Raw genomic sequence first — 21,610 nt, 5'->3', positions numbered from 1 at the left:
TTTTGCTGTCGGCGGTCGCGCCGCCGTTAATGCGATCGGGCATGTGCCGGGCCTTGCTGATCGAACACGGTCCAAACACGGCCGGCCCTGCGCAGGGCCTCGACGCGCTGGCGTTCCGCCGCGGCGCGGCGCATCTGGATGATTTCCTCGCGAATCGTCGCGGCAATCTCCGCGGGCGGCACGTGTGCGAACCGCGCCGCGTGCGCCTGATGATATCGCGCCATCTCCGGTTGCGTTACCAGCTCGTTCACGCGCAATTGGGCAGGCTGTCCCGGGGCGGCGGGCGGATCGCAACAGCCTGAGTGCGAACCCGTCGCGTGTTGCGTCGCCGTCCAATGGGCCACGATGGCCGAATTCAACTCCCGTTCCAGCAGCGTGCGTCGGAGTTCGGCCTGTTGCGGCGGGGCCAGCACGTAGCTGACCAGTTGCACGTGTTCGTCGACCTTCGGCAACACCTGGCTCTCGTAGATCGCCTGTCCGTCGACCTTCGCCAAAACCTGCCCGGTGGCCGGCGCAACGGCGACTGCTGATGCAAAAGTGGTTGCCTTTGAATCATCCACGACGGCTACCGCCAGTTGTCCATTGGCTCGGACTGCCTCTTTGGGCGCCAAGGCAGCTTCCAGCGGGGCCGGGGCTGGCGGACCTTCCGTCGGCGCGGTGACGGGCGGAGCGGCAGGCTGATCGCCGCATCCGGCCATGGCCAATCGGGCGTAGCGACGGACCCGCGCGGAAGGTTCGACGTAACAGCCGCTCGGTTCGATGTCGTTGGCAATCTTGCGGAGCTTGGCGATGACGGCCGGGCTGCAGCACGCTTCTTTCTTACAACGTTTGCAGGCACTGCCGGTGGTCCCGCGTAAGGCCTTCACCGCCTCGAAGCGCACTTCCTCGGTGCAGTCGTCGAGTCCGGCGAGGAGCGCTTCCTCGATGCCTGGATAACATCCGGCGCAGCCCATTTCGCCGAGGAATCGCAGCGCTTTGATCTTCTGTTCGGCCGCGTCTTCCTCGGCCTTCGTTTCGGCGGCGCTTTTCACCGCCGGGTTGTCGGACTCCATGTTGGCCGGATCGGTAATGGCCAGCACTTCCGGCTTGGCTTCGAGGCCAGGGAATCGTGCACCGAGGCGGTTGCGAATTCGATCTAAAAGTCCGCCGACCACTTCGAACGCCCGCTTCACGCCGAGGAATTCCCAGAGCGTCATCTTGCAGCAAGGCGCCGCGGGCCCGGCGACGGCGACGACGGTGGTCGCGCCGGCTTGGGCGGTCGCAGGCGGCGCCGGGGCGGCGGGCGGCGCCGGTCGAGGCGCGGCGCAGCCATAGCAGCTCGCGATGAGCAGCAAGGCGACGGCGGCCAACCGGCGACGTCGGTTCATGTACGGTTGCCTAGGGGAGCTGTGAAAGTGCGCGAAACCAGCCGTGGCGTCGCGCTTCATCGGACCGCACAAGCTATCGACCTGCCGAAAAGTCCGGCTTGAACAATTAGGCAAACATTGCCGATCACGGGGAGCTTAACGGAGGCCAGTGAGTGAATTCAGGCGGTTCAGGGAAGGCAGTAAGGAACTAGCGATGTGGCACGGTCTCCCGACCGTGCTACGCACTTGACCGAAGGTCTCCTCGCACAGAGACGGAGACCTACGGTCGGGCCGATGTCACGGTCGGGAGACCGTGCCACAACTTGAGTGGGAGACCGTGCCACAACAAGGAACTGCACGGCGAATCACGCCAAGCGAAAATTCTTCATCGCCAGGTCCGCGATGTGCTTGCCAATGCTGAGCGATGCCGTGGCGGCGGGGCTGGGGGCGTTGAGGACGTGGATTTGGTGTTCCGCTTCGATGATGCGGAAATCGTCGACCAGGGCGCCGCTCGGCTCGACGGCTTGCGCTCGCACGCCTGCACCGGCCGGGACGATGTCCGCGGCCTGAATTTCCGGTATCAAACGCTGCAATCCGCGCAGAAACGCGGACTTCGATAGCGAGCGGTGCATTTCGCCGCAGCCCATGCGCCAGTATTTGGCGGCCATGCGCCAGAAGCCGGAGTACGTGCCGAGTTGCAGCAGATCGCGCGGCGCGATGCGCCGCCAAGAGTAGCCGGCGCGCGCCAGCGCGAGGACCGCGTTCGGCCCGCACTCCACGCCGCCGCCGACCATCCGTGTGAAATGCACGCCGAGGAACGGGAACCGGGGGTCCGGCACCGGATAGATCAGATTCTTCACGAGCGCATGCCGCTCCGGTCGCAGTTCGTAGTATTCGCCGCGAAATGGAATGATCTGTAATCCGGGATCGACGCCGCACAACCGCGCCACGCGATCGGACCACAATCCGCCACAATTGACGACGTTCCGGCATTGCACGGGATTCGTCGTCGTTTCGAGCGTGATGCCGTCGGCCAGGCGACGAAAGCCGATTACGCGCCGCGAAGTCTGGACGCTCGCGCCGCCCTGTTCGACGAGTTCGGCGTACTTGCGCGACACGGCGCGATAGTTTGCGATGCCAGTCTCCGGGACATGCAAGGCGGCGATGCACGCGACATGCGGCTCCAATTCGCGCGCTGCGTCCGGCGTGATGCGTCGCATGCCGCTGAGGCCATTCGCGCGCCCGCGTCGTTCCAATTCATCGAGCGCCGGCAACTCCGTGGGATCGCAGGCGATGACGATCTTGCCGCAGCGCTCGTGCGGCAGGCCATGCTCGGCGCAGAACTGATACATCCACTCCCGACCGGCGGCGCAGTTGCGGGCTTTGAGCGATCCCGGCTTGTAGTACAGCCCGGAATGGATCACGCCGCTGTTGTTGCCGGTTTGGTGCGCGGCGAGCTCGCCTTCCGCTTCGAGCACGATTAACCGCCGGCAGCCGGCCTCGACCAGCGCCTTGGCAGTCGCGAGCCCCACGATACCGCCGCCGATCACCGCCACGTCGCACTCGGAGGTTGCCATCTCAGCCTTCATTCGCCAAGATGGCGCCTCGGGCGAGCGGATCCAAGCCCTGCGGCCAACGTGTCCGCGCATCGTATACAGCGCCGCCCAGTTCCGCGTCGGTTAAGTCCGCCTGATCGAAGTCCGCGCCATGTAGCTGGGCGCCTTCCAGGTTCGCTCCGCTTAAATCCGCCTGAAACAGGCTCGCGTTGCGAAGATTCGCGCTGCCGAGATCGGCCTTCACGAGTTTGGCGCGCATTAACGACGCACCGAGGAATACCGTGCGAAGCAGGTTCGCATCGGAAAAATCGGCGCTCGCCAACGACGATCTGGCAAAATCCGCGCCTTCCAAATCGGCGCCGATAAATTGCGCGCGATTCAGCACCGACTTATTGAACGCCGCGCCGCGTAGCAACATGCCATTCATCCGCGCGCCTTCCAAGTTGCGCGCGGCAACTTCGTGCAGGACCTCGCCCGTCGTTTTGTGCTTAATCTGAATCACGCGGTTCCCTGGTCGCTCGCCACGGACGAATTTCCGAGCACCCTAATATAGCCCGCCAATGGCAACCCTATCGCAGTCTACGCCCCGAAATGTAGGCCGAATCGAAACGTTGTAGGAGGCGTCTCCCGACGTCGATGGACCGGACATGGATCGCAGGTTCTGACGGTGATTCACAAAATGAATCAGCTCCTTCGGCGTCGGGAGACGCCTCCTACAAATACTCTTCCGCCCAACCGTGGTACGGCTCAATGCGTTGAATACGCGATTGCCACCGGCGGGGTTTGCGAAAAACGCCCGTCGAATTGGCGGCTCAAGTGCCGGCGACGCCGACGCTGAGCGGCTGACGGCCGCGGAATCCGGCGTCGAGCTCATGCCAATGGGAAACTTCCGGCTCGCCGAGCTTCCAACACAGGTACACGAGACGGCCGTCCATCTGGCAAGGGAAATCAACCAGCCCTTCGGGCCCGCTCTTGGGCTCCACGCCGAGCTCCAGCAGTTCGTTGACATATTCCTGGAGCTGCTCGGCGTCGCGCTGCAATTCCTCTTCCACCTGCGCCAACTCTTGGTCGTAGACGTCGTGCCCGCGCGACGCGCGACGTTGTTTGAGCTGCTCGAAGCGTTCACGCCGTTCGATCACGTCGCGGGAAAGTTGCGCCAGATCGGAGACGATGGCACGCACCAACGGCAGCGCGGCATTCGCTTCCGCCGTGGTGAAGACGCGTCGAACCGAGGGCGTTTCGCTGGTCATGATGTCCCAATCAGGGGTTATTGATTCGGTCCGCCGTGTACCGGCTCGGCGATGACTTTCGACGCCGAGACCGCCGTGGGATTGAGCGTCGCGCGCCCCCAACCTACTTCCACCGGCAACCGCGCGAAATCGACGATGCAGCCATCGCGGCTGTAGCAACTCAAGTCGTGCGTCGCGCCCATGAAGATGCAATCCACCGGGCAAGGCTCGACGCACAGCGCACAAAACATGCACTTCGTGTAGTCGATCGTGAATCCGGTGACCTTGAAACCCTTGCCGCCAACGACCTTTTCTTTGCCGATGTAGATGCAATCCACCGGGCAGGCCTTCGCGCACTGATCGCAGGCGATGCAGGTCGTGAGGTCGTAGCGATGAAATCCGCGATAGCGGGGCGCGACCGGCACCGGCAGTTCGGGATATTCGAAGTGTTCGGTAAACGTGCGGCGTTTGGGATCGTAGGTCAGCACCCAATTGCGCAGCGTGATGGCCATGCCTTGGCTAACCGTGGCGACGGCGTCGACGATATCGCCAAACCAGGGAATGCGACGCAATTGCTGCAACAAGCTCATGTACGCAACCAATTTCCAGCGCCGCGGCCATCGAGTTATCGCGTCGATCGTGCAATTGCGCGAACGAAATCAATGGCCGGACAAGAGAGATACCGCGCTCATTACAAGTCTACACTCGCAATGACCATGATCGACGCGGTGAATTATAGAAGTTCGCAGAAGAACCTCAAGCGTGCGCGGCGCGGAGTCGACAGCGTGCTGTTTATGCCAGTTAGTCCGCATCCGTTTGATTGCTCGGGTACGGCTGCGACGTGAGACCCCATCGCCAGATCGACGAACGATCGCGCCGGCAAAAGCGCCACGCCAGGGCGAGCGGCGGACGTTCAACTTGAGCCATTGCTCACGCGGAGTGACCGTCCCGTCGATTCATCCGCCCAGTTGACTGAGTTTCACGACATTTAGACGGCGAACCTAAGACGCGGATCTGCCGTCCCTAGTGCAGTCCTTTTGACTTTGCCGCGATCCCAAGGACGCAACACGTTACTAGATAGGCACTTGCGCGTTCCAAGGCGGCGAATATTGAATTGGCTGCGCCTTCGGTGGCCGATCGCCAACGGCTTAATCAAACGAATTCCGTGCCAATTCGAGAAAAAATTCGTGGAAAAAGCAGTCGCCAGACGTGTCGTTCGCTTGACTACACGTCGCAACCACGTAGAGTGAAATGAGGAAAAACTTGCGCGCATCGGCAAACAGGCGCGCCAGAGACGCCTTGATGCGTGTCCTAGGCTGCTTGGGCGGAGCTTTCCTTCGGGAGATGCCCGGCGGTGAGACACCGCGTCACATGGAAGCCCCTCGGCAGAAAGCAAAGGGATCGGCGATGTTGGTTCTGTCTCGCAAGAAAAACGAGAGCATTGTCATCAACAACGACATCACGATTGTCGTTGTTGAAATTCGCGGCGACAAAGTGCGACTGGGAGTCGAAGCGCCCAAGGAAGTGCCCGTACATCGCCGTGAGGTGTACGACGCGATCCGGCGCAACGAAAACCTCGCCAACGAACACGGCGCCGAAGGCGCTGTGAACCCCGATGCGTCCGAAAGCGGCGCTTCGAGCTGACCGTTCGATTTCCCGTCACTGGCCGGCATGAGACTGATTCAGTTCGGTACTCGGTGCAGCTTGATTGGCAATCGCATTCCCGGTTCAGCGGTCGCATTGTTACGTCTCGATGCGACCTTCGTCAACTAGTGGTAAGAGACTTCTTCCACAATTGCCGCGGAGCCGCGCCGAGCGTCATTCCGCGTGGCACTTGACGCCGTTCGCGACGCCCCCTATACACCAATTTGTTCGATCGCGCGAGTGTCCTCCACGAGGTCAGCCGCCGTTCGATTGGCCCTATCGTCTAGCGGTTAGGACACCGGCCTTTCACGCCGGCAACACGGGTTCGATTCCCGTTGGGGTCACTTTCCTTATTTGCCGGATAGCGATTCTCGCTATCTTGATCCGGCAAGGGGCTGTCTTGCGACAGCGATCGCAGAGCCCGTCGAGCCGCCTTGACTTGCCAGTCGCTGCGCGTCGGTCCGCACGCCCCAAAAGAAAGCGGCCGCTGCCGGACAATCTGCCCAGCAACGGCCGCTTGTACTCCTCGCTCGTCGTCGTAGGATCGACGATTTGCGCCAGTTTTCAATTAAGCACGGCGACGGCGCGCAATGCCGAACAAGCCAATCAAAGCGACGCCGCCCAAGACGAACGTCGACGGTTCCGGCACGACTCGGCCTTCGACCTTGACATTATCGACGGCCCACCACCAATCGTTGGCAGCTTCCGTCAAACCGAACTTGAGGCTCATGGTCTGAGTTCCTGCCGGCGGATTGAGCGCCAGGCTCACTGCTTCGTTCGGATTGTCATTGTGGAACAGGGCGCCGTCGTTCGCGTCCGAGCTCCAGTGCAGCACTTCCACGTCCGCGCCACCGTCATAGGACGCGTAGACCAGCGCCGTCTGGTTGTTCGTCAAGTCGCCGTCGTCACAGCATTCGTCGCGCCAGCTTGAGGCGAACGAAAGGTTCAACGTTCCGGCCGCCGTGTTCGCGATGCTGAACGTGCGGCTGGTCATGAAAGCGTTGAAAAGTCCCGCGTCGTGGGCCTGATCGTCCCATTCGTCGGGATCAGCGATCGCGACGACGCCTTCACCCAGGGCGAACGTCTCGCGCTGCTGCGTGTCCGCGGTCGTCCAGAAGGTCTTGCTCGCGAAGGACCAGCCGGCCCACTCGGTGCGGCCGTCGCGTGCGTCGTCGCCGGAGAGCGCCCCCGGAACCCCGCTGTCATCGACGGTCCAGCCTACGGGCGGAGTGTCGGTCCAGCCGAGCGTGGTGGCCGGAATCGCCTCATTGACGGCCGGTTCGAGCGTGACGCTTTCAAAGTCCTCGGAAAACAAGATGTCGGCTCGGGCCGTGCTCATCAGGCCGAACGTGATCGCCAAGGCCAAAGCCAAGGCACGAACTGTGAACTTCATGGTGACTCCCAACGAGGTCAAACAAGGTGGCAACAATGGTTTCGTGTGGGTCGCCGATCACTTCGTGCCACGGCCCCAATTGCTCGCTGCTGGCCACGAAGGTCCATCCAGAGGCGGGGCAGCCGGCATGGCACCCCAGAACGAGCTATTTCTGTTCTTCCGAATATAGTCGAATCGACTAACAATCCAAGGAAATTTGCTGGACATCGGTCAAGATTTACCCAATCCTCGCATTTCAACAGTCTCGCTGCGCATTTCCAGTGTCCTTGACCGGATTTATGGGCCGAAACAAGGCAGCAAAAGGCTCGTGTCGCGATGCGTACGCGGTAGAATCGAAGTTTTCCCCATGCAGCTTCGTGCGAATTCCCACGCTATGACCCGATTTTCGTCGATTTCCACAGCGATCGCCTGGTGGGTGTCGCTGCTCCTGGCAGGCCAGGCCACGGCGCAACATCAATGGACGGAATTTCGTGGTCCGACAGGCCAAGGGCACGCAGCGGCCTCGGCTGATCCGCCTGTCACCTGGAGCGAGCAGCAAAACATCGTCTGGAAGACCCCCATTCACGGCAGCGGCTGGTCGTCGCCGGTCGTTTGGAATGACCAGGTTTGGGTTACGACCGCGACGGAGGACGGCAAGGACAATTTTGCCGTCTGTGTGGACCGTAAAGATGGTCGAATCGTGCATGACCTCCGCCTGTTTCACAACGAAAAGCCAGAGGATACCCGGTCGTATAACAGTTTTGCGTCGCCGACGCCCGCGATCGAGGAGGGCCGAATCTACGTCCATTACGGCAGCTATGGCACGGCTTGCCTCGATACGGCGGACGGCCATGTGATTTGGGAGCGGCGCGACTTGCCCTGCAATCACTGGCGCGGACCAGGCTCTTCGCCGATCCTGTTCGAAGACCTGGTGTTCATCCACTTCGACGGCCACGACTACCAGTACATCGTGGCGTTGGACAAGGCTACCGGCGCCAGCGTCTGGAAGAAGGACCGCGAGATCGAGTACCTCTCCACCGACGGGGATTACCGTAAGGCCTACGCCACGCCGCAGGTGATTGAGGCCAACGGGCGACTGCAATTGATCAGTCCGTGCGCGAACGGGGCGCTGGCTTACGACCCGCGTACCGGAGAGGTGCTTTGGAAAGTCCAATGGGAGAATCACTCCGTTGCGGCACGGCCGCTCTTTGACGGGAATTTGCTGTACCTCAGCACCGGCTTTTCCAAGGGCGATCTGTGGGCAGTGCGTCCTGACGGCGCCGGCGACGTCACCGCAAGCCACGTGGTCTGGAAGCGGTCCAAGAACGTGGGTTCGCAACCTTCGCCGTTGCTGGTCGACGGGCTGATCTACCTGGTACACGACGCCGGCGTGGCGAGTTGCGTCGACGCCGCGACAGGCGACGAGGTGTGGATCAAACGCTGGGAAGGCACCTTTTCCAGCTCGCCTATCTTTGCGGGCGGACGGATCTACTTCTCGAACAAGGAAGGGGAGACCACGGTGCTGGCGCCCGGCAAGAAGTACACGGAGCTCGCCAAGAACAAGCTCGACGCCGGCAGCATGGCTTCGCCGGCCGCGCTCGAAAAGTCGCTGTTTCTCCGGACCAATACGCACCTCTATCGGATTGACGCGCCGCAATAGCGCATTGGCCCGACTAAGGATGGCAATTCCGCGAGACTGGGACGAGCGAACGCGCGAATCGGCGTTGTCGCTGAGGAACCATTCGGGCTAGGATGCTGGCCGCCGCGCCGCGCCCTAAGTCCATGGCACGGGGCGGTTTCTCCCCGCGGCGACGAGTGTTCCCATGTCCGAAGAAACAACCGCCGAGCAGCCCGTCGCGGAGACGCCCGCCGAAACGGCGCGCATCGTGCGGCACGGTTGGAATCCGCCAGCGTCCGGCGCCTGGGCGCTGCTTACTGGGCGCAATGTGCGGCGCGTATTGATTCCCTGTTGCGGCCTGGCGCTCTTGGCCTGGTTCGCCTGGCTGGTGTGGGCGCCGTTGCGGCACCCTCGGGTGCAATTCGTTTGTTTGTCCGGGGGCGACTATCGCGTCTTGCGCGCCGAGCCAATTGCTTTTGTGGCCGAAGACATCGCCGGCCTGGCGGAACACGGCAGTCTCTTCACGGAAGGAAGCGAGCAAACCGAGCCGTACATCTGGGACAGCCTCGCGGAGCCCGCGAAGTTTCAGACGCTCGGCGCGCGGCTCAACGGCATCATCGACGACGCCCGCGATCAGGTGGTACTTGTTGTTAGCGCGCATGGCCTGATCGACGGCAGCGATGCGTACCTCGCTTGCCGCAATTTCGACCCGGCCAATCCCAAGGCAGGCCGGGTTTCCGCCGCGGACTTGGTGAAGCAACTCCGCGCCTGCCGCGCGGGCAAGAAGATCCTGATCCTGGACATCGGTCGCATCCCGGACGACCCGCGGATGGGCTACGTCTGGAATGACTTCGCCGCGCGGTTCGCCGCGGAAATCCAGGCAAGCGGCGATGAATCGTTGTGGCTGCTGGTGGCGAATGGCGTGGGCGAGCAATCGCACGTTTCGTCGGCGATCGAGCGATCGGTCTTCGGCTCGGCGCTGCAATGGGGACTGACCGGCGCGGCGGACGCCGACGACGATCAACGAGTAACCCTCCTCGAGTTGCATCGCTACGTGTCGGCGAGCGTTTCCGATTGGGTGCAATACGTCAGCTCCGGAACTGAGCAACAGCATCCGCTGTTGGCGTGGGGCGGCGAAGGCGTGGAAGATGGGGAGACTAAGCTCGATAAAGTCGCGGACGCCGCGAAAGCAGCTGCGTTGAAGCTCGAAAATGCCGCCGCCTTCGAAAAAGCTGCTGCTGACGTAGTTCTCGCGCCGGTGTCGCCGGACTACGCGTCCGAAGCCATGCCGACGCTGGCGGAACAGGTGCAGCGCGCGCGCGCCACGTCGCGGGGCGAAGCCTGGTATCTCGCCTTGAACTCGGACAACGAAGCAAAGCGCGCCAACGGCACGGCGACTCCGACGAGCGGTACCGCAGCCGCTGCCGCCAAGGACGCGGCCGCCAGTTCGTTGAAGCGTCTTGATTTCCGCAATGTGCGCAGCGCCGGCCAACTCCGTTCACAGGCTGAATCCGGCGCTCGGGAAGCGAGTCGCGAAGCCAGTCGCGTGGCCGCCGATCAAGCCGTCGAAGCGCAAACGCAGAAAGCGGCGGCCAAGGCGACTGCGCCGGAAGCAACAGCGCCGGCCGTCGCCAACGAAAGCGCCGCTTCCCCTGCCGCACCGGCAACACCAGCGCCTACCGCGACAACCGAAGCACCGGCGGGAACCCCGACCGCTTCCGGCAATGCGGCCGCAGCTCGAACTGCCTTGCCCAAGCTCTTCGCCGAAGCCTGGCGATTGCGCGATGCACTAGCAGCACTGCCGCCGGAACTCCGGCCTGCCGACTACGCGCCGCACGCCTGGCGTGAAATGGAGCGGGCGCTGCTCGACTACGAATTGCAATATCGCGCCGGACGAGTCGGTGATAGCCGACGAATCACCGGCGGGCTGAACCGGATGATCGCGGGCCAGCGGCGCTTGCTGGCAGCGATTACAGACGCGACGATCGGCCCGGCGGCGACCGGCCCGACACAGATGTTGCGATTTCGTCCCTCGACCGCAGCACGTATGCAAGGCGCGCACTCGGCGGCGATGGCCAAGCTCATGGAGACCCGATCAGGTCGCGCGGCTGACCCGGCGCTCGCGAGTGTGATGCAGTCGATGGATCAAGCGGCGACGGATCAGGCAGGCTTTCGTTCTGCCTGGACGACCGTTCCTTCGGCCGCGCAGCAATACAGCGAAGTGCGCGGCGCGAGCACGTTCGGCAATGTGCAATCGATCAACTGGACGGCGGGCCGGCTCGCGTGGCAAACCGAGCGGATCGCGGAAACACTCGCCGCTGCCGCTCCTTGGCTAACGCCCTGGGTCGCGGCGGAATTCGACGCCGCGGATTCACTGCGCTGGGAAGGCGAGCGCGAGTTGCTCGACGCGATCGGCGCGGATCACGCGACACGCGCGCAACGACTGCTGGAACAATCGTTGGCGCGCTATCAGATCATTGCTACGCACATCGAACTCGTCGGCCACGCGCGTCAGCTAGAACGCGAATTACTCGCGAGAGCGCCGGAATACCTGCGGCTGCAAGCATCGATTCCGAACCGAGGCAGAGTCGCTCCGCCATCGCATGAATTGTTTATCTCGCTTTGCGAACAGCTTGAGCAACTCTCGGAATTGCTCATCACGCCCGACCCCGCGCGGATCGAAGATCTACGCGACGTGACTTTAAAGCTCGGCGAGTTGCGAGCGAAGTTAGAGGAACCCATCTCCGCGGATCCGTTGGCGGAATTGACGTCGCCGCCGCCGCAATTGGGCGAGCCGGCGCGCATCGCCGCGATCCTGTTCACGCCGTTGCCCTCGGCCGAGTCACGGATGCGTTTGCTGTCGATCGCTTCGAGATTGGAAGGACGGTTGATTTCCGATTTAAAGCCGGTCCGCGCGACGGACTACAATCCACCACTCTACGACCCGGTCGCCGACGCTTACCGCGCGGTCAACGCCGCGCAGCTACATTGGGCGCTGACGCGGCTCTCAACGCTGGATCAAGTCGACGGACGCCAGGACAAAGCGAACGTCAACACCGCGTTCATGGAATTGCAGAGCGCCGCGGCGATCGTCTCTCCGCTCGAACGCGAAACCGTGACGGCGTTCGAGCGGCAACTCGACGCGTATCAAACGGCCTTGTCGGTTTTTCACGGCGCTCTCCCACGCCGGATCGCCGACGCGGCGCAGGCCAATCAGCAGCTCGCGGAACCCTCCACGCGGGCGGAACGCCTGATCGCGCTGCGGCGCGTCGAGCGGGCGTTGCGCATCCTCGACCCGCGTGATGCGCGGCAGAGCGGTGACGTCGCCGTGTGCGCCCTGATCGACGCCGCGGAGTGGCAATCACTCATTGCCTGGCATGCTGATCGAGCCACGCGGGCCGCTGGCCAGGCCTTCAGCGGCGACGCGGAACGCTGGAACAGCATTGCGGCCGATTACCAGCTGCAGGCGGCGGCCATTTTCGGCGACAGCGATTCCGAGTCTGCAAAACCGTCCACGCTCGTGCTTGACGGGGACGACACGATCGACCTGAGCATCGAGCCGAATCAATCGCTCGCGTTGACGCTCCGCAACCTGGGTGCGTCGCCGGCCGATGTTTGGCTGTCGTTGAAGTTCGATCCCGAGACCGTCGCGATTGAACCAAGCGGCCAATATATATGGAACACGGAACACGACGTGATCGGCGCGACTGCAGAGCGCGACGCGCAGTTGATGGCAGGCACGCCGTCCTTGCGGATTAACCCGGGCCAGGAGATTGCCTTGCGATTGCAAGCGCGGTCGCTGTCGCGCGCTGCGCAGCCGGCCCGCGTGATTGCCCGCGCGCTCACGCGCGATTCGGTCGCCCGTCATGCGATGAGTTTGAATCTGCCTTCCAGTGATACGGTCGAGTTGGCCATCGACGGCGTGCCGGGCACGGCGACGCGCCAACCCGACGGCTGGCTGCTGACGTCGTTCCCCAATCGCGACAACGCCTATCAATGGTCGCTCGCCAATAGCGGTGAATCGACCAAAGAGGTCAAAGCGGAACTGTTCGCGCTGACGCGCCCTTGGTCGGGCAGTGCGCCGCAAGGAAGTCTGAGCGCCGCGGAAGCCACTGAACTACGCGACCGACTGGGCCCGCTCGAGCTTCTCAAGTCCGTCGACAAGATCGCCCTGCCGAGCGGCGGCGTCTCGACGCCGTTGCCGTTTCCTGCGCCGGATCCGGCAGCTCCTGCGCCGCCGGCGGACCAGCCACCGCCCCCGCCGCCGCGATTTGACAATGGGCTGCTGCTTTCGATCACTGACGCGTCCGATGGCCGCGTGTCGCTGCATTGGATTCAATCATCGCCGCAGCGGCCGCGGCGCTTCGTGCGCCCGCGCGTGCGCTACAACGGCATCGACGAACGCATCGAAATCACCGTGACCGCCCAGGAAGCCGCCGGCATGCCGGAACAGCCGGTCCGCGTGGCCTGCGAAACGCTGGAACCACTGCCGACGGGCACGCAAGCGCGACTGTCGGACGAGTTGCGCGCACCGGACTATCGCGCCCAACTTTGGATCGAAGCTCCGCTCGATCCGGCGCGCGTGGTCACACTGGCGATTAGCGTCGACGGCTACCCGCGGGCGTTCTTGTTCCGCGTGCCGTGTCAGGAATCGGGGAGCGATCTCGCGCCCGTGGATGACGTGCTCGCCATCCGTGTGAAAGCGCCGGCCACCGACGCCGCGTTCCATGCGCCGGCGAGCGCGATCAACGTCCTGGCGGAAATCGATGTGCCACGCGGCGCGGAGGACGACGATGCGACGCAGATTGAACTCGGGTTCGACACCGACCGGGATCGCGAGTTCCGTGGTGAATCCACGACGCGCATCAGCGGTGATCGCCAGGTGCGGAATCAATTGCTGCAATTGGCGCCCACCGGACAAGTCGTCGTGCATCCTCGGGTCACTGATTTCGAATTGGCCCTGACGCCGCCCGGCTTGATCAACAATCGCGTCGGCGTGATGGGGCGCATTCTCTGGGGCGATCGCGCCGCGTGGAGCGAGCCGCGCGAAATCATTCTTGATGGCGCCGCGCCGCGTATCGAACGCGTCCGCGTGAAGCCGGCTGGCGTCGCCGCGATCGGCAGCCCGGTCGAGGTGACTTGCCTGGCGCTCGACGGCGACTTGGCCGGCGTGGAGAGCGTGGAAATGACGATTGATCTGCTCGGCGCCGCCGGGTTCGAAGGCAACCCGCCGCCGACGCCCGCGATCCTCGGCGCCGATCGTCGTTGGAAGGCTCAGTTAGACACAGCCCCGATCGGCACAGGCACGTATCATGTGCTGGTGCGCGCCACGGATAAGGTCGGCAACGTGAGCGAAGTGGACTCGAGCGCCTCGGTGCGACTCCTCTCGCCGGAGACGATTGCGGCCGAGTTGCGCCGCGCAACGAATCGCGTCTCCGGAGCGGTGCAGTACGGCCGCTCCGGCTTTGGCGGCGTGATGGTTCGCCTGGAGGCCCTTCCGCCGGATCCCGCCGCGCCGCTGATCCCGGTAGGTGCAACTCCACTGGAGCCTATCGCGCCGGTCGCCACCGACGATCAAGGCTCGTTCCTCTTCGATCGCGTTCCGCCCGGCAAATACAAGCTCACCGCGGAAGGCGTCGTCCGCAACAAAACACGCCGCGCGGAAGCGGAAGTTACCGTAGAGCCCGCCCCCACGGCGGTGCGGCCGCTGCAACTCGAATTGCGCTGATTGTCGTGATTTTGCTGCGACTTTCTGTAGCCGACGTCGGTGACCTCGGCGCGTTGGACTCGGCTATCTTGAACCACGAAAGGCACGAAAAACACGAAAGGATTCGTTCAATCAATCCGCGCTTCGTGCGTCTTCTTTCAGTATCAGGTCTTGAATCGTTCGTGTTTTTCGTGCCTTTCGTGGTTCAAAGTCTTCCGTGAGATGCACGGATACGCCATCGCCGCGTCCATTGACCGGGGTCACCGACCTCGGCTACAGTTTGGCCGGTCTGCCGGAGAGGCAGCAATCTTCGGGGCAGACGTCGTGGTTGGCTGGGAACTCGCCGATTGCGCGGCGGGTTGGCGAGTTACTCAATCGTTCTAAGATCAGTTCGCGGATCATCTCCACGTACTTCGGATGTGTCCCCACGGTCGCGGCGCGGATCAGGTTCACCTGGAGCGTTTCGCACAGCTCGCGGGCTTCGGTGTCGAGGTCGAAGAGGATTTCCATGTGATCGGAGAGGAAACCGACGGGCGACATCACCACGTCCCGCACGCCTTGTTCGGCGAGCGCCCGCAAGTGATCGCAAACATCCGGTTCCAGCCACGGTTGCGAAGGCGGCCCGCTGCGGCTTTGGTAAACCAAGTGCCAGCGCTCGTGTCCTAATCGTTCGACTGTAAGCCGGCACGTCTCCGTCAGTTGCTCGACGTAGCGGCAATTGCTGGCCATCGCCATGGGAATGCTGTGCGCGGTGAACACCAGCGCCGCCTTCGCTCGGCGATCTTCCGGCAACGGCGACATCGCGACAGAGATTCGATCCGCTACGGCTTCAATAAACAGCGGGTGGTTGTAGAACACCCGAATCTTGTCGATCGCTGGCGCGGACTCGCCGACCTCGGCCTGGGCCGCCGCGATGTTTTCCCGGTATTGCCGGCAGCCGGAGTAAGAGCTGTACGCCGACGTGACAAAGGCCAGCGCTTGGCGCACGCCGTCATCGGCCATGCGTCGCAACGTGTCCGCCAGCAGCGGATGCCAGTTCCGGTTGCCGAAGTAAATCGGCAACTCGGGACCGTCCTGGGCAAAACGCTGCTGGAGCGCCGCGATCAGCTCGCGATTCTGCGCGTTCAAGGGACTGACGCCCTGGAATTGTTCGTAATGATGCGCGACTTCCAGCATCCGCTCGCGCGGCACCGGCTTACCGCGCAGGACGTTTTCCAGAAATGGCAGCACGTCGTCCATTTTCTCCGGACCGCCGAAAGAGACGAGCAGCAAGGCGTCGTACGGTAAGCTCACAGGGCTGGCTTTCGTGGTTCAAGCGGGCGGGAGCGCGAGGCGGGCCGACTGGCGGATTATTGGAGGCCGCGCCGCCGCTGACAAGCTCGCCGGACGGGCAAGCCCGGGGGGGCCCTCGTTGTTCTACACATCTCGGAAGGAACCACGAAAAGCACGAAAGGCACGAAAGTTTGCGAAATTAGCCAGGGCTTAAGTTGCCATTCCACGGCAAACCGTCGAGCCGACATCCAGTTGGCACTTCCAGCGCAATCCCATACTCTACAAGACGTTCGTGCCTTTCGTGACTTTCGTGGTTACCTCCGGATGCCCGGAAAAGTTGTGTCGTACAACGAGGGTATTGCCCTCGTAGGCCGCGCCGGCGGATAACATTCGCGAAGCGGCGCGTCGCCGGAACCCTTTGCACGGCATGAATTCAGAATCCCCTGATACCGTACTGTCTCCCTTTCGACGGCCGCTGGCCGCTGCGCCGACGCTGGGGCCAGCGCACTGGGCCGCGTTGTCCCAAAGCCGTCTCTGCGGCGGGCTGCCGGACTCGGACCTACGGCAGATCGGCGCCGCGCTCCGCGTGATCCACGTCCCGGCCGGCGAACTCATTTGCCGGCAGGGGGAACCGGGCAACGAGATGTACGTTGTGGTCCGCGGCCGAATTAAGATTTCGGTCGAGCGCGGCAGCCACGAGTTCCAACTGCTCGATTACCTCGGACCAGGCGACCATTTCGGCGAGATGTCGCTGCTGATCGAGCGGCCCCGTTCGGCCACGGCAGCCGCGGTGCTGGAAAGCGAATTGCTGGTCTTAGAGCGCGACGGCTTCGATAACCTGCTCAAGCAAGTGCCAGGTTTCGCGGCGAATCTGAGCCGTGCCCTGGGCTTCCGGCTGCACTGGGAAACGAGCCGGCAGAAGCGCCGTCATCGTCCGGCGGTCGTCGGACTGGTCCATTCGAATCCCTCGACGGAACGCCTGTTAGCCCCATTGGCCGAGGCCTTGGCCGCCTGCGGCCAGGACGTGCTGGCTCTGGCGGAAACCTCGCAATTGCTAGCGGCTGGAGCGCAGCTCTCGGTCGAGACGCTGCCGCGTGATCCCGACGCCCGCGTGCCGAGCGCCACGCGAACCGCGGAACGCATTGACAAAGCAATTGCCGCGCAGCAACGCGTGTTGGCCGCCTGGCCGCAAACGCTGTCGCCGCGAGAACTGGCGGTGCGGCTCACCGTCTGCGAGGAAATCTGGTGGCTCGTCGAACCGGCGGAATGGCCGGCCGCACGGCAGCGTCTGCAAGAGTTGCTTTCACTCGGGCCCCATCTGGCCGCACGAACTCGGTTGGTCTGGTTCGTGCGCAATCGAGATCCGCTGCCTCCGCATGAATGCGAGGCCTTGGGCATCGCCGAGCGGGATTTTCGCATCATTCTTGCGGACGACGTGCGGAAGCCGGACTACTATCAGCGCCAATCCATCGCGCACCTGGTGCGGCATCTGGAAGGCGTGCGGGTCGGCCTGGCGCTGGGCGGAGGTGGTGCGCGGGGGATGGCGCATCTCGGCGTGCTGCGAGCGTTGGAAAAGGAGAATATCTTTTTCGACCTTGTGGCCGGCACCAGCAGCGGCGCCTTGATGGGACTCGCCTACGCCGCGGGTTGGTCACCGCAAGAGTCGCTCGATGAATTCACCATGATGCTCACGCCGTCGCGTTGGTGGCGGACGCTGCCATGGGGGCATGCCTGGTATCTGATTGCCAAATTCCGCACCGGCGCTTGGGAGCGCATGTTGCGGCCGTATGTCGGGGAGACCTCGCTCAAACAGTTGCGCATCCCGCTGCTGACGACCGCCGTCGACCTGATTAGTGGGCGGGAAGTGGTGCGCGATTCCGGCGACGCCGTGGCCGCGGTGCTGGAGAGCATCAACCTGCCGCTGGTCAGCCGACCGATTCTGCGCGACGGCATGGCCTTGATCGACGGCGGCGTGCTCAACAACTTGCCGGTCGACGTGCTGATGGATCGCGGAGCGGATTTGATCGTCGCCGTAGACGTCGTTTCGCAACTGGAACAAAAGTTCGGCCGGAACACGCCGCACGCGGCAACTTCGAAGATGCGGCAGCCCGGTGCATTCGCAACTTACCTGCGCGTCAACGAAGTGCAGGACTACGGCATCACGGCATTACGTACGCAGGCCGCCGACCTGCTGATCATGCCGGATACCGCGTCGTTCGATTGGTCCGACTTCGGCCGCGCCCGGGCCTTGGCCGACGTCGGGGAAATCGCGGCGGAACGCGCGATCCCGCAACTCAAGGAGTTGCTGGCGGCGTTCTCGGCTGGGTAGCGGGACAGCTGAAAGGCGCTCACTAGCCCGATCAACGGGTTGCTTGAAAGCGTGGGTGGCTGGCGTAGATATTTGGCTGCTTATGGAGTGAAGCTGGGTTAGTTAGTGCGTTACTGCTTCCAGGAACCAAGTCACCGAGTAGGTCGTGATCTGTCCGCCTGGGCTGTTGAAGGCGATCAGATCGAAACCGTGCGCGGCCCAAGGAAGCGAGACCAGCGCATGAGGTACGCGGGCGTCGGAAAGTCTGTTTGCTAAGAGCTCGCTCTGCTCGTGGAAGACGTTGACGTCCAACTCGCCCTGTAGAATCAACGTCGGTGGAGCGTCGGCATTGACATGGAGCGCACCGCTAGCGCTGTCAAACGCAGCGCTCGCGCTTTCCGGATTGCCGCCCAAAAACCATTCCAAGTTCAGGCGATGATCGATGTTCCCGGGTTGCATCGCAACTTCCCACGTGCGACGAAAGTCGGTGGGCGGATAGATGGCAATGACGCCGCGAATCGTGGGATCGTGCTTCCAATACGCCGTGGCTGTCGCCATCTGCCCGCCCGCCGATCGACCGAGCAGGACAAACTGCTCCTCATCAATTCCCAATTCCGTCGCATGGGATCGCAGAAACTCGATGGCTGCCAGCAGATCCTCACGCTGAGCCGGCCACTTGTGCTCAGGGCAGAGCCGGTAATCGATCGACGCGACTGCGTAGCCCTGGCGAGCGAGCCAATCGTTTAACTCGCGTCGCGTTCCATAGTCCATTCGATTCCCACCGACCCAACTGCCGCCATGAATGACGACGACGCACGGCGCACGGGTTCGCCCAATCGCCCGGTAGAAATCGAGCTTTAGGCCTTTTGTATACTCAAATGCTTCGAGCGGCGCCGGCTCGGGAGCGCTTTCAAAGATGGCAGCACGAAGTGAGAACGGTGCTCGGTGAACGTCCGCCGGCCCGAAGGCTTCCGTCAATTGCGCTCGAAGCGGCTTTCCCAGCAAGGAAGCTTGGGCTGTGGGTTTGAGGAAGAGCGCGATCGCAATGCTACATAAAACGAGTGTCATGCTGGTTTGATAGACGTGCCCGCTCTGGAAAAGCCAGGCGGACGCGCCAATCAAGAGCGTAAGCAGCGCCAGCCATAACCCGATTTCCGGGACCACCATTCCGACAACCCAATGTATCCAAACGGGTGTCATGACAACGGTCAGGAGGGAAAACGCTGCCGCAACCAGTGCGTCAATGAGCAGGGACCAGCGAAGGACGCTGCTGAACCAGGGCTTCCACGTGAGCTTCATCGTAGACCCAGCCTGTAATGTAGCCTTGCCATGCGAAAACGCAGTTGATTGACCCTTTGTCGAACTGGCAAAAGGCGCACGGCACCTGTTGATGGACTATCAGCAAATATATCGATGGGGGCGCGGTGTGCCCTGGCGGGCAGCGACTGCGATCAACCTGACTTGGCTCGAGACGCCGACGCTACGCGTTCTTGGGGTACTTCGGGCGATGTGACCAACGCATGTTGCTGGCCCGGCTATTCTTGACTCAGGACGGCTCGACGTTCGGTCGCAAATGAGAAACCAATGTCCTCTACATTCGGCCGTTTCGCTGGCAAGGAAGCGCGAGGGTTATTCACGGGAATCGTATGCAGAACTATCTTGTGTCCGTTTCATCTCCCGAATCAAATTGTGCTCGACATCAACAAGCTTTGCACCGGCGGCAACGGCAGCGGCGCGAAGATGGTGCGGTCCGAGGTAAGCAGCCGCCTCCCACTTTTCCGATTCCCTGATGACTCCGAGTAAGACGTGTTCTGGTTCCACCAGCCCTGAAGGAGTGCCCGCTGCTTCAATTCCAGCAAGGCCCATGATCATATGAGCGCGCGGAGTCAGTGGGATTTGACCACTTGGACTCGTCCCTTCTTCAGGCTCTAGTTGCTCGGCGAAGACTTGCCGGTTGATACCGAGCGATTCCAGTACGCGTCGAGCCGTGGATTCACCCAACGCATACAGTCCAAGCATCAGGTGTTCGGTCCCGACGTGGTTGTCATCTCTCGCGCGTGCTTCAGCCTGAGCATGGTCGAGCAGGGACGCAGTCGGCGCAGAGAGCTTCGGCGGCGATCCCCGAAGCAGCGATTCCGCCTCTCGAACATAATCGCGTTCGGCCCCGCTCCTTTGTAGGTCGGTCACAGTGTCCTCGTTAGTGAACCAAGCATTCGGCTGACATTATATGTAAGGAGGGCGCTTCTTGGTAGCTTCATCTACCTGGAGGTACTACACACCACCGTCGATGTGACCGACGAAGGCGCCACCGGCACCGCGAAAACGCTTCCACACAATCTGATTTAGTTGCTCGTCCATGGTGTAATCAGTCGTTGTTTTTTCGACCGGCCTCCAACCGCGGCGCCAGCCAGCGAAGCAGGCGCCCTGTCAAGCCTGGCATGAACAGCGTACTAACGTGACCGTGAGGCAATCGCCAGAATTCAGGTTGTTCCCACTTTTGCCAGAGTTCCTCCATCCATTGCCTCTCCCCGAACAACTCATGGATGCCTTCAATCAACAGGATATTTTCTTTCGGGATGACGGGCGTGGATAGAATCAGGTTTAACCGGGTCGTATCCATTGCTTCCTGTGCCGGCCTTAGAGCCTCGAGCGCTTCCCTAAGCCTCCGCCAGACGACCGGTTGGGAGCATTTCATGCGCACACGGGGCACAGTCAGCACGGCACCAGCGATGCGTGTATCGCTGCACGCAGTCAAACCCGCAAGCCATCCCCCCAAACGAAAAACCCAGAAGCCCCACGGCTGGGCAACCTTCATCAAGCAGCCAGCCGATCAGCGCGCGAATCTCGGCGACATTCTGTGCAATCTCCCGCGCAAACTCCAAACAATTCTCTTCCATGGGCCGGCGCGGACGGCGTTGAAGATTGTAAGGAGCGACCAATGCGGCTACATCGAATCCTGCCCGATTGAACCGGCGGGCAAGCAATGGAAACGCGGAATGGTAACCGATGGCGAAACCGCCATCCAGTAGAACGATCACCGGTCGTTCCGGCCGGCGTTCCGCAGACTGATAGAGCCGGCCATAAACGATGTTGTTCTCCTCGACTTTGCTCGGGCACGGCGTGGAGAATGTGAAATCCCGCGGCCCATCAAATCGAATCTGCGCCGGATGGCTGAACCGGTGGTCGTGCGCAAATGACTGGAACGCCCCGGCCATCATCACGTCCCGGAAGTAGCAGGGGCGGTCGAAGGTCGACACCTCGACGGTCAGCCGCTGCCGGATGCCCAGGTGACGAGCCTCCCAGGTAACCGATTCTCCCGGTCCGATCAGCCCCGTCGTCCGGCCGGCGACTGCACGCTCGCCGGTGCCCTCTAACGAGCGGGTGTGGAAGTCGATGTCGCGCGCCAAGTCGAAGCAAACGTCGATCGGTGCGGCGATATCTGTGACGAGTCGGAACTGGGCCATTGCACTCTCAAAGCCTCCCGCGACAGAACTTGTGATTCTACAGCCGCGGGCGCAACAGTGACCGATCACGGCAATTTGTCAAAGAGTAATCGGG

At 62.4% G+C, this 21,610-nt stretch carries 15 protein-coding genes and 1 tRNA gene; 5 read left to right on the top strand and 11 right to left on the bottom strand.

The window, feature by feature from the left end; genetic code table 11:
- Positions 1 to 26 precede the first annotated feature (26 nt).
- From SGJ19_18325 to SGJ19_18305, 5 genes are all read right to left on the bottom strand, one after another.
- Positions 27 to 1,367, bottom strand: coding sequence for a hypothetical protein (locus tag SGJ19_18325; GenBank protein ID MDZ4782207.1), 1,341 nt, complete (start codon positions 1,365 to 1,367; stop codon positions 27 to 29).
- Between the two features lie 344 nt (positions 1,368 to 1,711).
- Positions 1,712 to 2,923 carry an L-2-hydroxyglutarate oxidase gene (gene lhgO / locus SGJ19_18320; GenBank protein ID MDZ4782206.1) on the bottom strand — a complete coding sequence of 404 codons (1,212 nt, stop codon included), beginning with the start codon at positions 2,921 to 2,923 and terminating at the stop codon, positions 1,712 to 1,714.
- Position 2,924: 1 nt separating this feature from the next.
- A complete protein-coding gene (locus SGJ19_18315) occupies positions 2,925 to 3,404 on the bottom strand; it encodes a pentapeptide repeat-containing protein (GenBank protein MDZ4782205.1) in 480 nt (159 codons plus the stop codon).
- 310 nt (positions 3,405 to 3,714) lie between these two features.
- Positions 3,715 to 4,152: a DUF2203 domain-containing protein gene (locus SGJ19_18310; protein MDZ4782204.1), complete on the bottom strand. Its 438-nt coding sequence runs from the start codon at positions 4,150 to 4,152 to the stop codon at positions 3,715 to 3,717.
- 17 nt (positions 4,153 to 4,169) lie between these two features.
- Complete coding sequence (locus tag SGJ19_18305; protein ID MDZ4782203.1) at positions 4,170 to 4,721, bottom strand: 4Fe-4S binding protein; 552 nt, start codon at positions 4,719 to 4,721, stop codon at positions 4,170 to 4,172.
- Between the two features lie 817 nt (positions 4,722 to 5,538).
- On the opposite strand from SGJ19_18305, the gene csrA reads away from it, so the two are divergent.
- Positions 5,539 to 5,775: a carbon storage regulator CsrA gene (csrA, locus tag SGJ19_18300; protein ID MDZ4782202.1), complete on the top strand. Its 237-nt coding sequence runs from the start codon at positions 5,539 to 5,541 to the stop codon at positions 5,773 to 5,775.
- A gap of 272 nt (positions 5,776 to 6,047) precedes the next feature.
- Positions 6,048 to 6,119, top strand: a tRNA-Glu gene (locus SGJ19_18295).
- A gap of 224 nt (positions 6,120 to 6,343) precedes the next feature.
- Here the strand turns inward: SGJ19_18295 and SGJ19_18290 are convergent.
- Positions 6,344 to 7,168 (bottom strand): PEP-CTERM sorting domain-containing protein, encoded by an 825-nt coding sequence (locus SGJ19_18290; GenBank protein MDZ4782201.1) that lies wholly within the window; start codon positions 7,166 to 7,168, stop codon positions 6,344 to 6,346.
- A gap of 373 nt (positions 7,169 to 7,541) precedes the next feature.
- On the opposite strand from SGJ19_18290, the gene SGJ19_18285 reads away from it, so the two are divergent.
- Together SGJ19_18285 and SGJ19_18280 are read left to right on the top strand one after the other, a co-directional pair.
- A complete protein-coding gene (locus tag SGJ19_18285) occupies positions 7,542 to 8,807 on the top strand; it encodes a PQQ-binding-like beta-propeller repeat protein (protein ID MDZ4782200.1) in 1,266 nt (421 codons plus the stop codon).
- A 163-nt stretch (positions 8,808 to 8,970) separates the two neighbouring features.
- A complete protein-coding gene (locus tag SGJ19_18280) occupies positions 8,971 to 14,493 on the top strand; it encodes a hypothetical protein (protein ID MDZ4782199.1) in 5,523 nt (1,840 codons plus the stop codon).
- 252 nt (positions 14,494 to 14,745) lie between these two features.
- Here SGJ19_18280 and SGJ19_18275 read toward each other — a convergent pair whose 3' ends face one another.
- Positions 14,746 to 15,765, bottom strand: coding sequence for a ferrochelatase (locus SGJ19_18275; protein ID MDZ4782198.1), 1,020 nt, complete (start codon positions 15,763 to 15,765; stop codon positions 14,746 to 14,748).
- Positions 15,766 to 16,171: 406 nt separating this feature from the next.
- Between SGJ19_18275 and SGJ19_18270 the strand changes: the two genes are divergently transcribed.
- Positions 16,172 to 18,073: a cyclic nucleotide-binding and patatin-like phospholipase domain-containing protein gene (locus SGJ19_18270; protein ID MDZ4782197.1), complete on the top strand. Its 1,902-nt coding sequence runs from the start codon at positions 16,172 to 16,174 to the stop codon at positions 18,071 to 18,073.
- A gap of 102 nt (positions 18,074 to 18,175) precedes the next feature.
- On the opposite strand, the gene SGJ19_18265 is transcribed toward SGJ19_18270, so the two are convergent.
- From SGJ19_18265 to SGJ19_18250, 4 genes are all read right to left on the bottom strand, one after another.
- Positions 18,176 to 19,219 carry an alpha/beta hydrolase gene (locus SGJ19_18265; GenBank protein ID MDZ4782196.1) on the bottom strand — a complete coding sequence of 348 codons (1,044 nt, stop codon included), beginning with the start codon at positions 19,217 to 19,219 and terminating at the stop codon, positions 18,176 to 18,178.
- A 462-nt stretch (positions 19,220 to 19,681) separates the two neighbouring features.
- Positions 19,682 to 20,239 carry a Clp protease N-terminal domain-containing protein gene (locus SGJ19_18260; protein MDZ4782195.1) on the bottom strand — a complete coding sequence of 186 codons (558 nt, stop codon included), beginning with the start codon at positions 20,237 to 20,239 and terminating at the stop codon, positions 19,682 to 19,684.
- Between the two features lie 178 nt (positions 20,240 to 20,417).
- Positions 20,418 to 20,672, bottom strand: a complete 255-nt coding sequence (locus SGJ19_18255; GenBank protein ID MDZ4782194.1) for a hypothetical protein — start codon at positions 20,670 to 20,672, stop codon at positions 20,418 to 20,420.
- Positions 20,673 to 20,709: 37 nt separating this feature from the next.
- Complete coding sequence (locus SGJ19_18250) at positions 20,710 to 21,459, bottom strand: hypothetical protein (GenBank protein MDZ4782193.1); 750 nt, start codon at positions 21,457 to 21,459, stop codon at positions 20,710 to 20,712.
- Positions 21,460 to 21,610: the final 151 nt, after the last annotated feature.

It is taken from the genome of Planctomycetia bacterium (assembly GCA_034440135.1).
In the GTDB taxonomy this organism is placed as follows: Bacteria; Planctomycetota; Planctomycetia; order Pirellulales; family JALHLM01; genus JALHLM01.
This window is presented reverse-complemented; position numbering and strand designations above follow the sequence as displayed.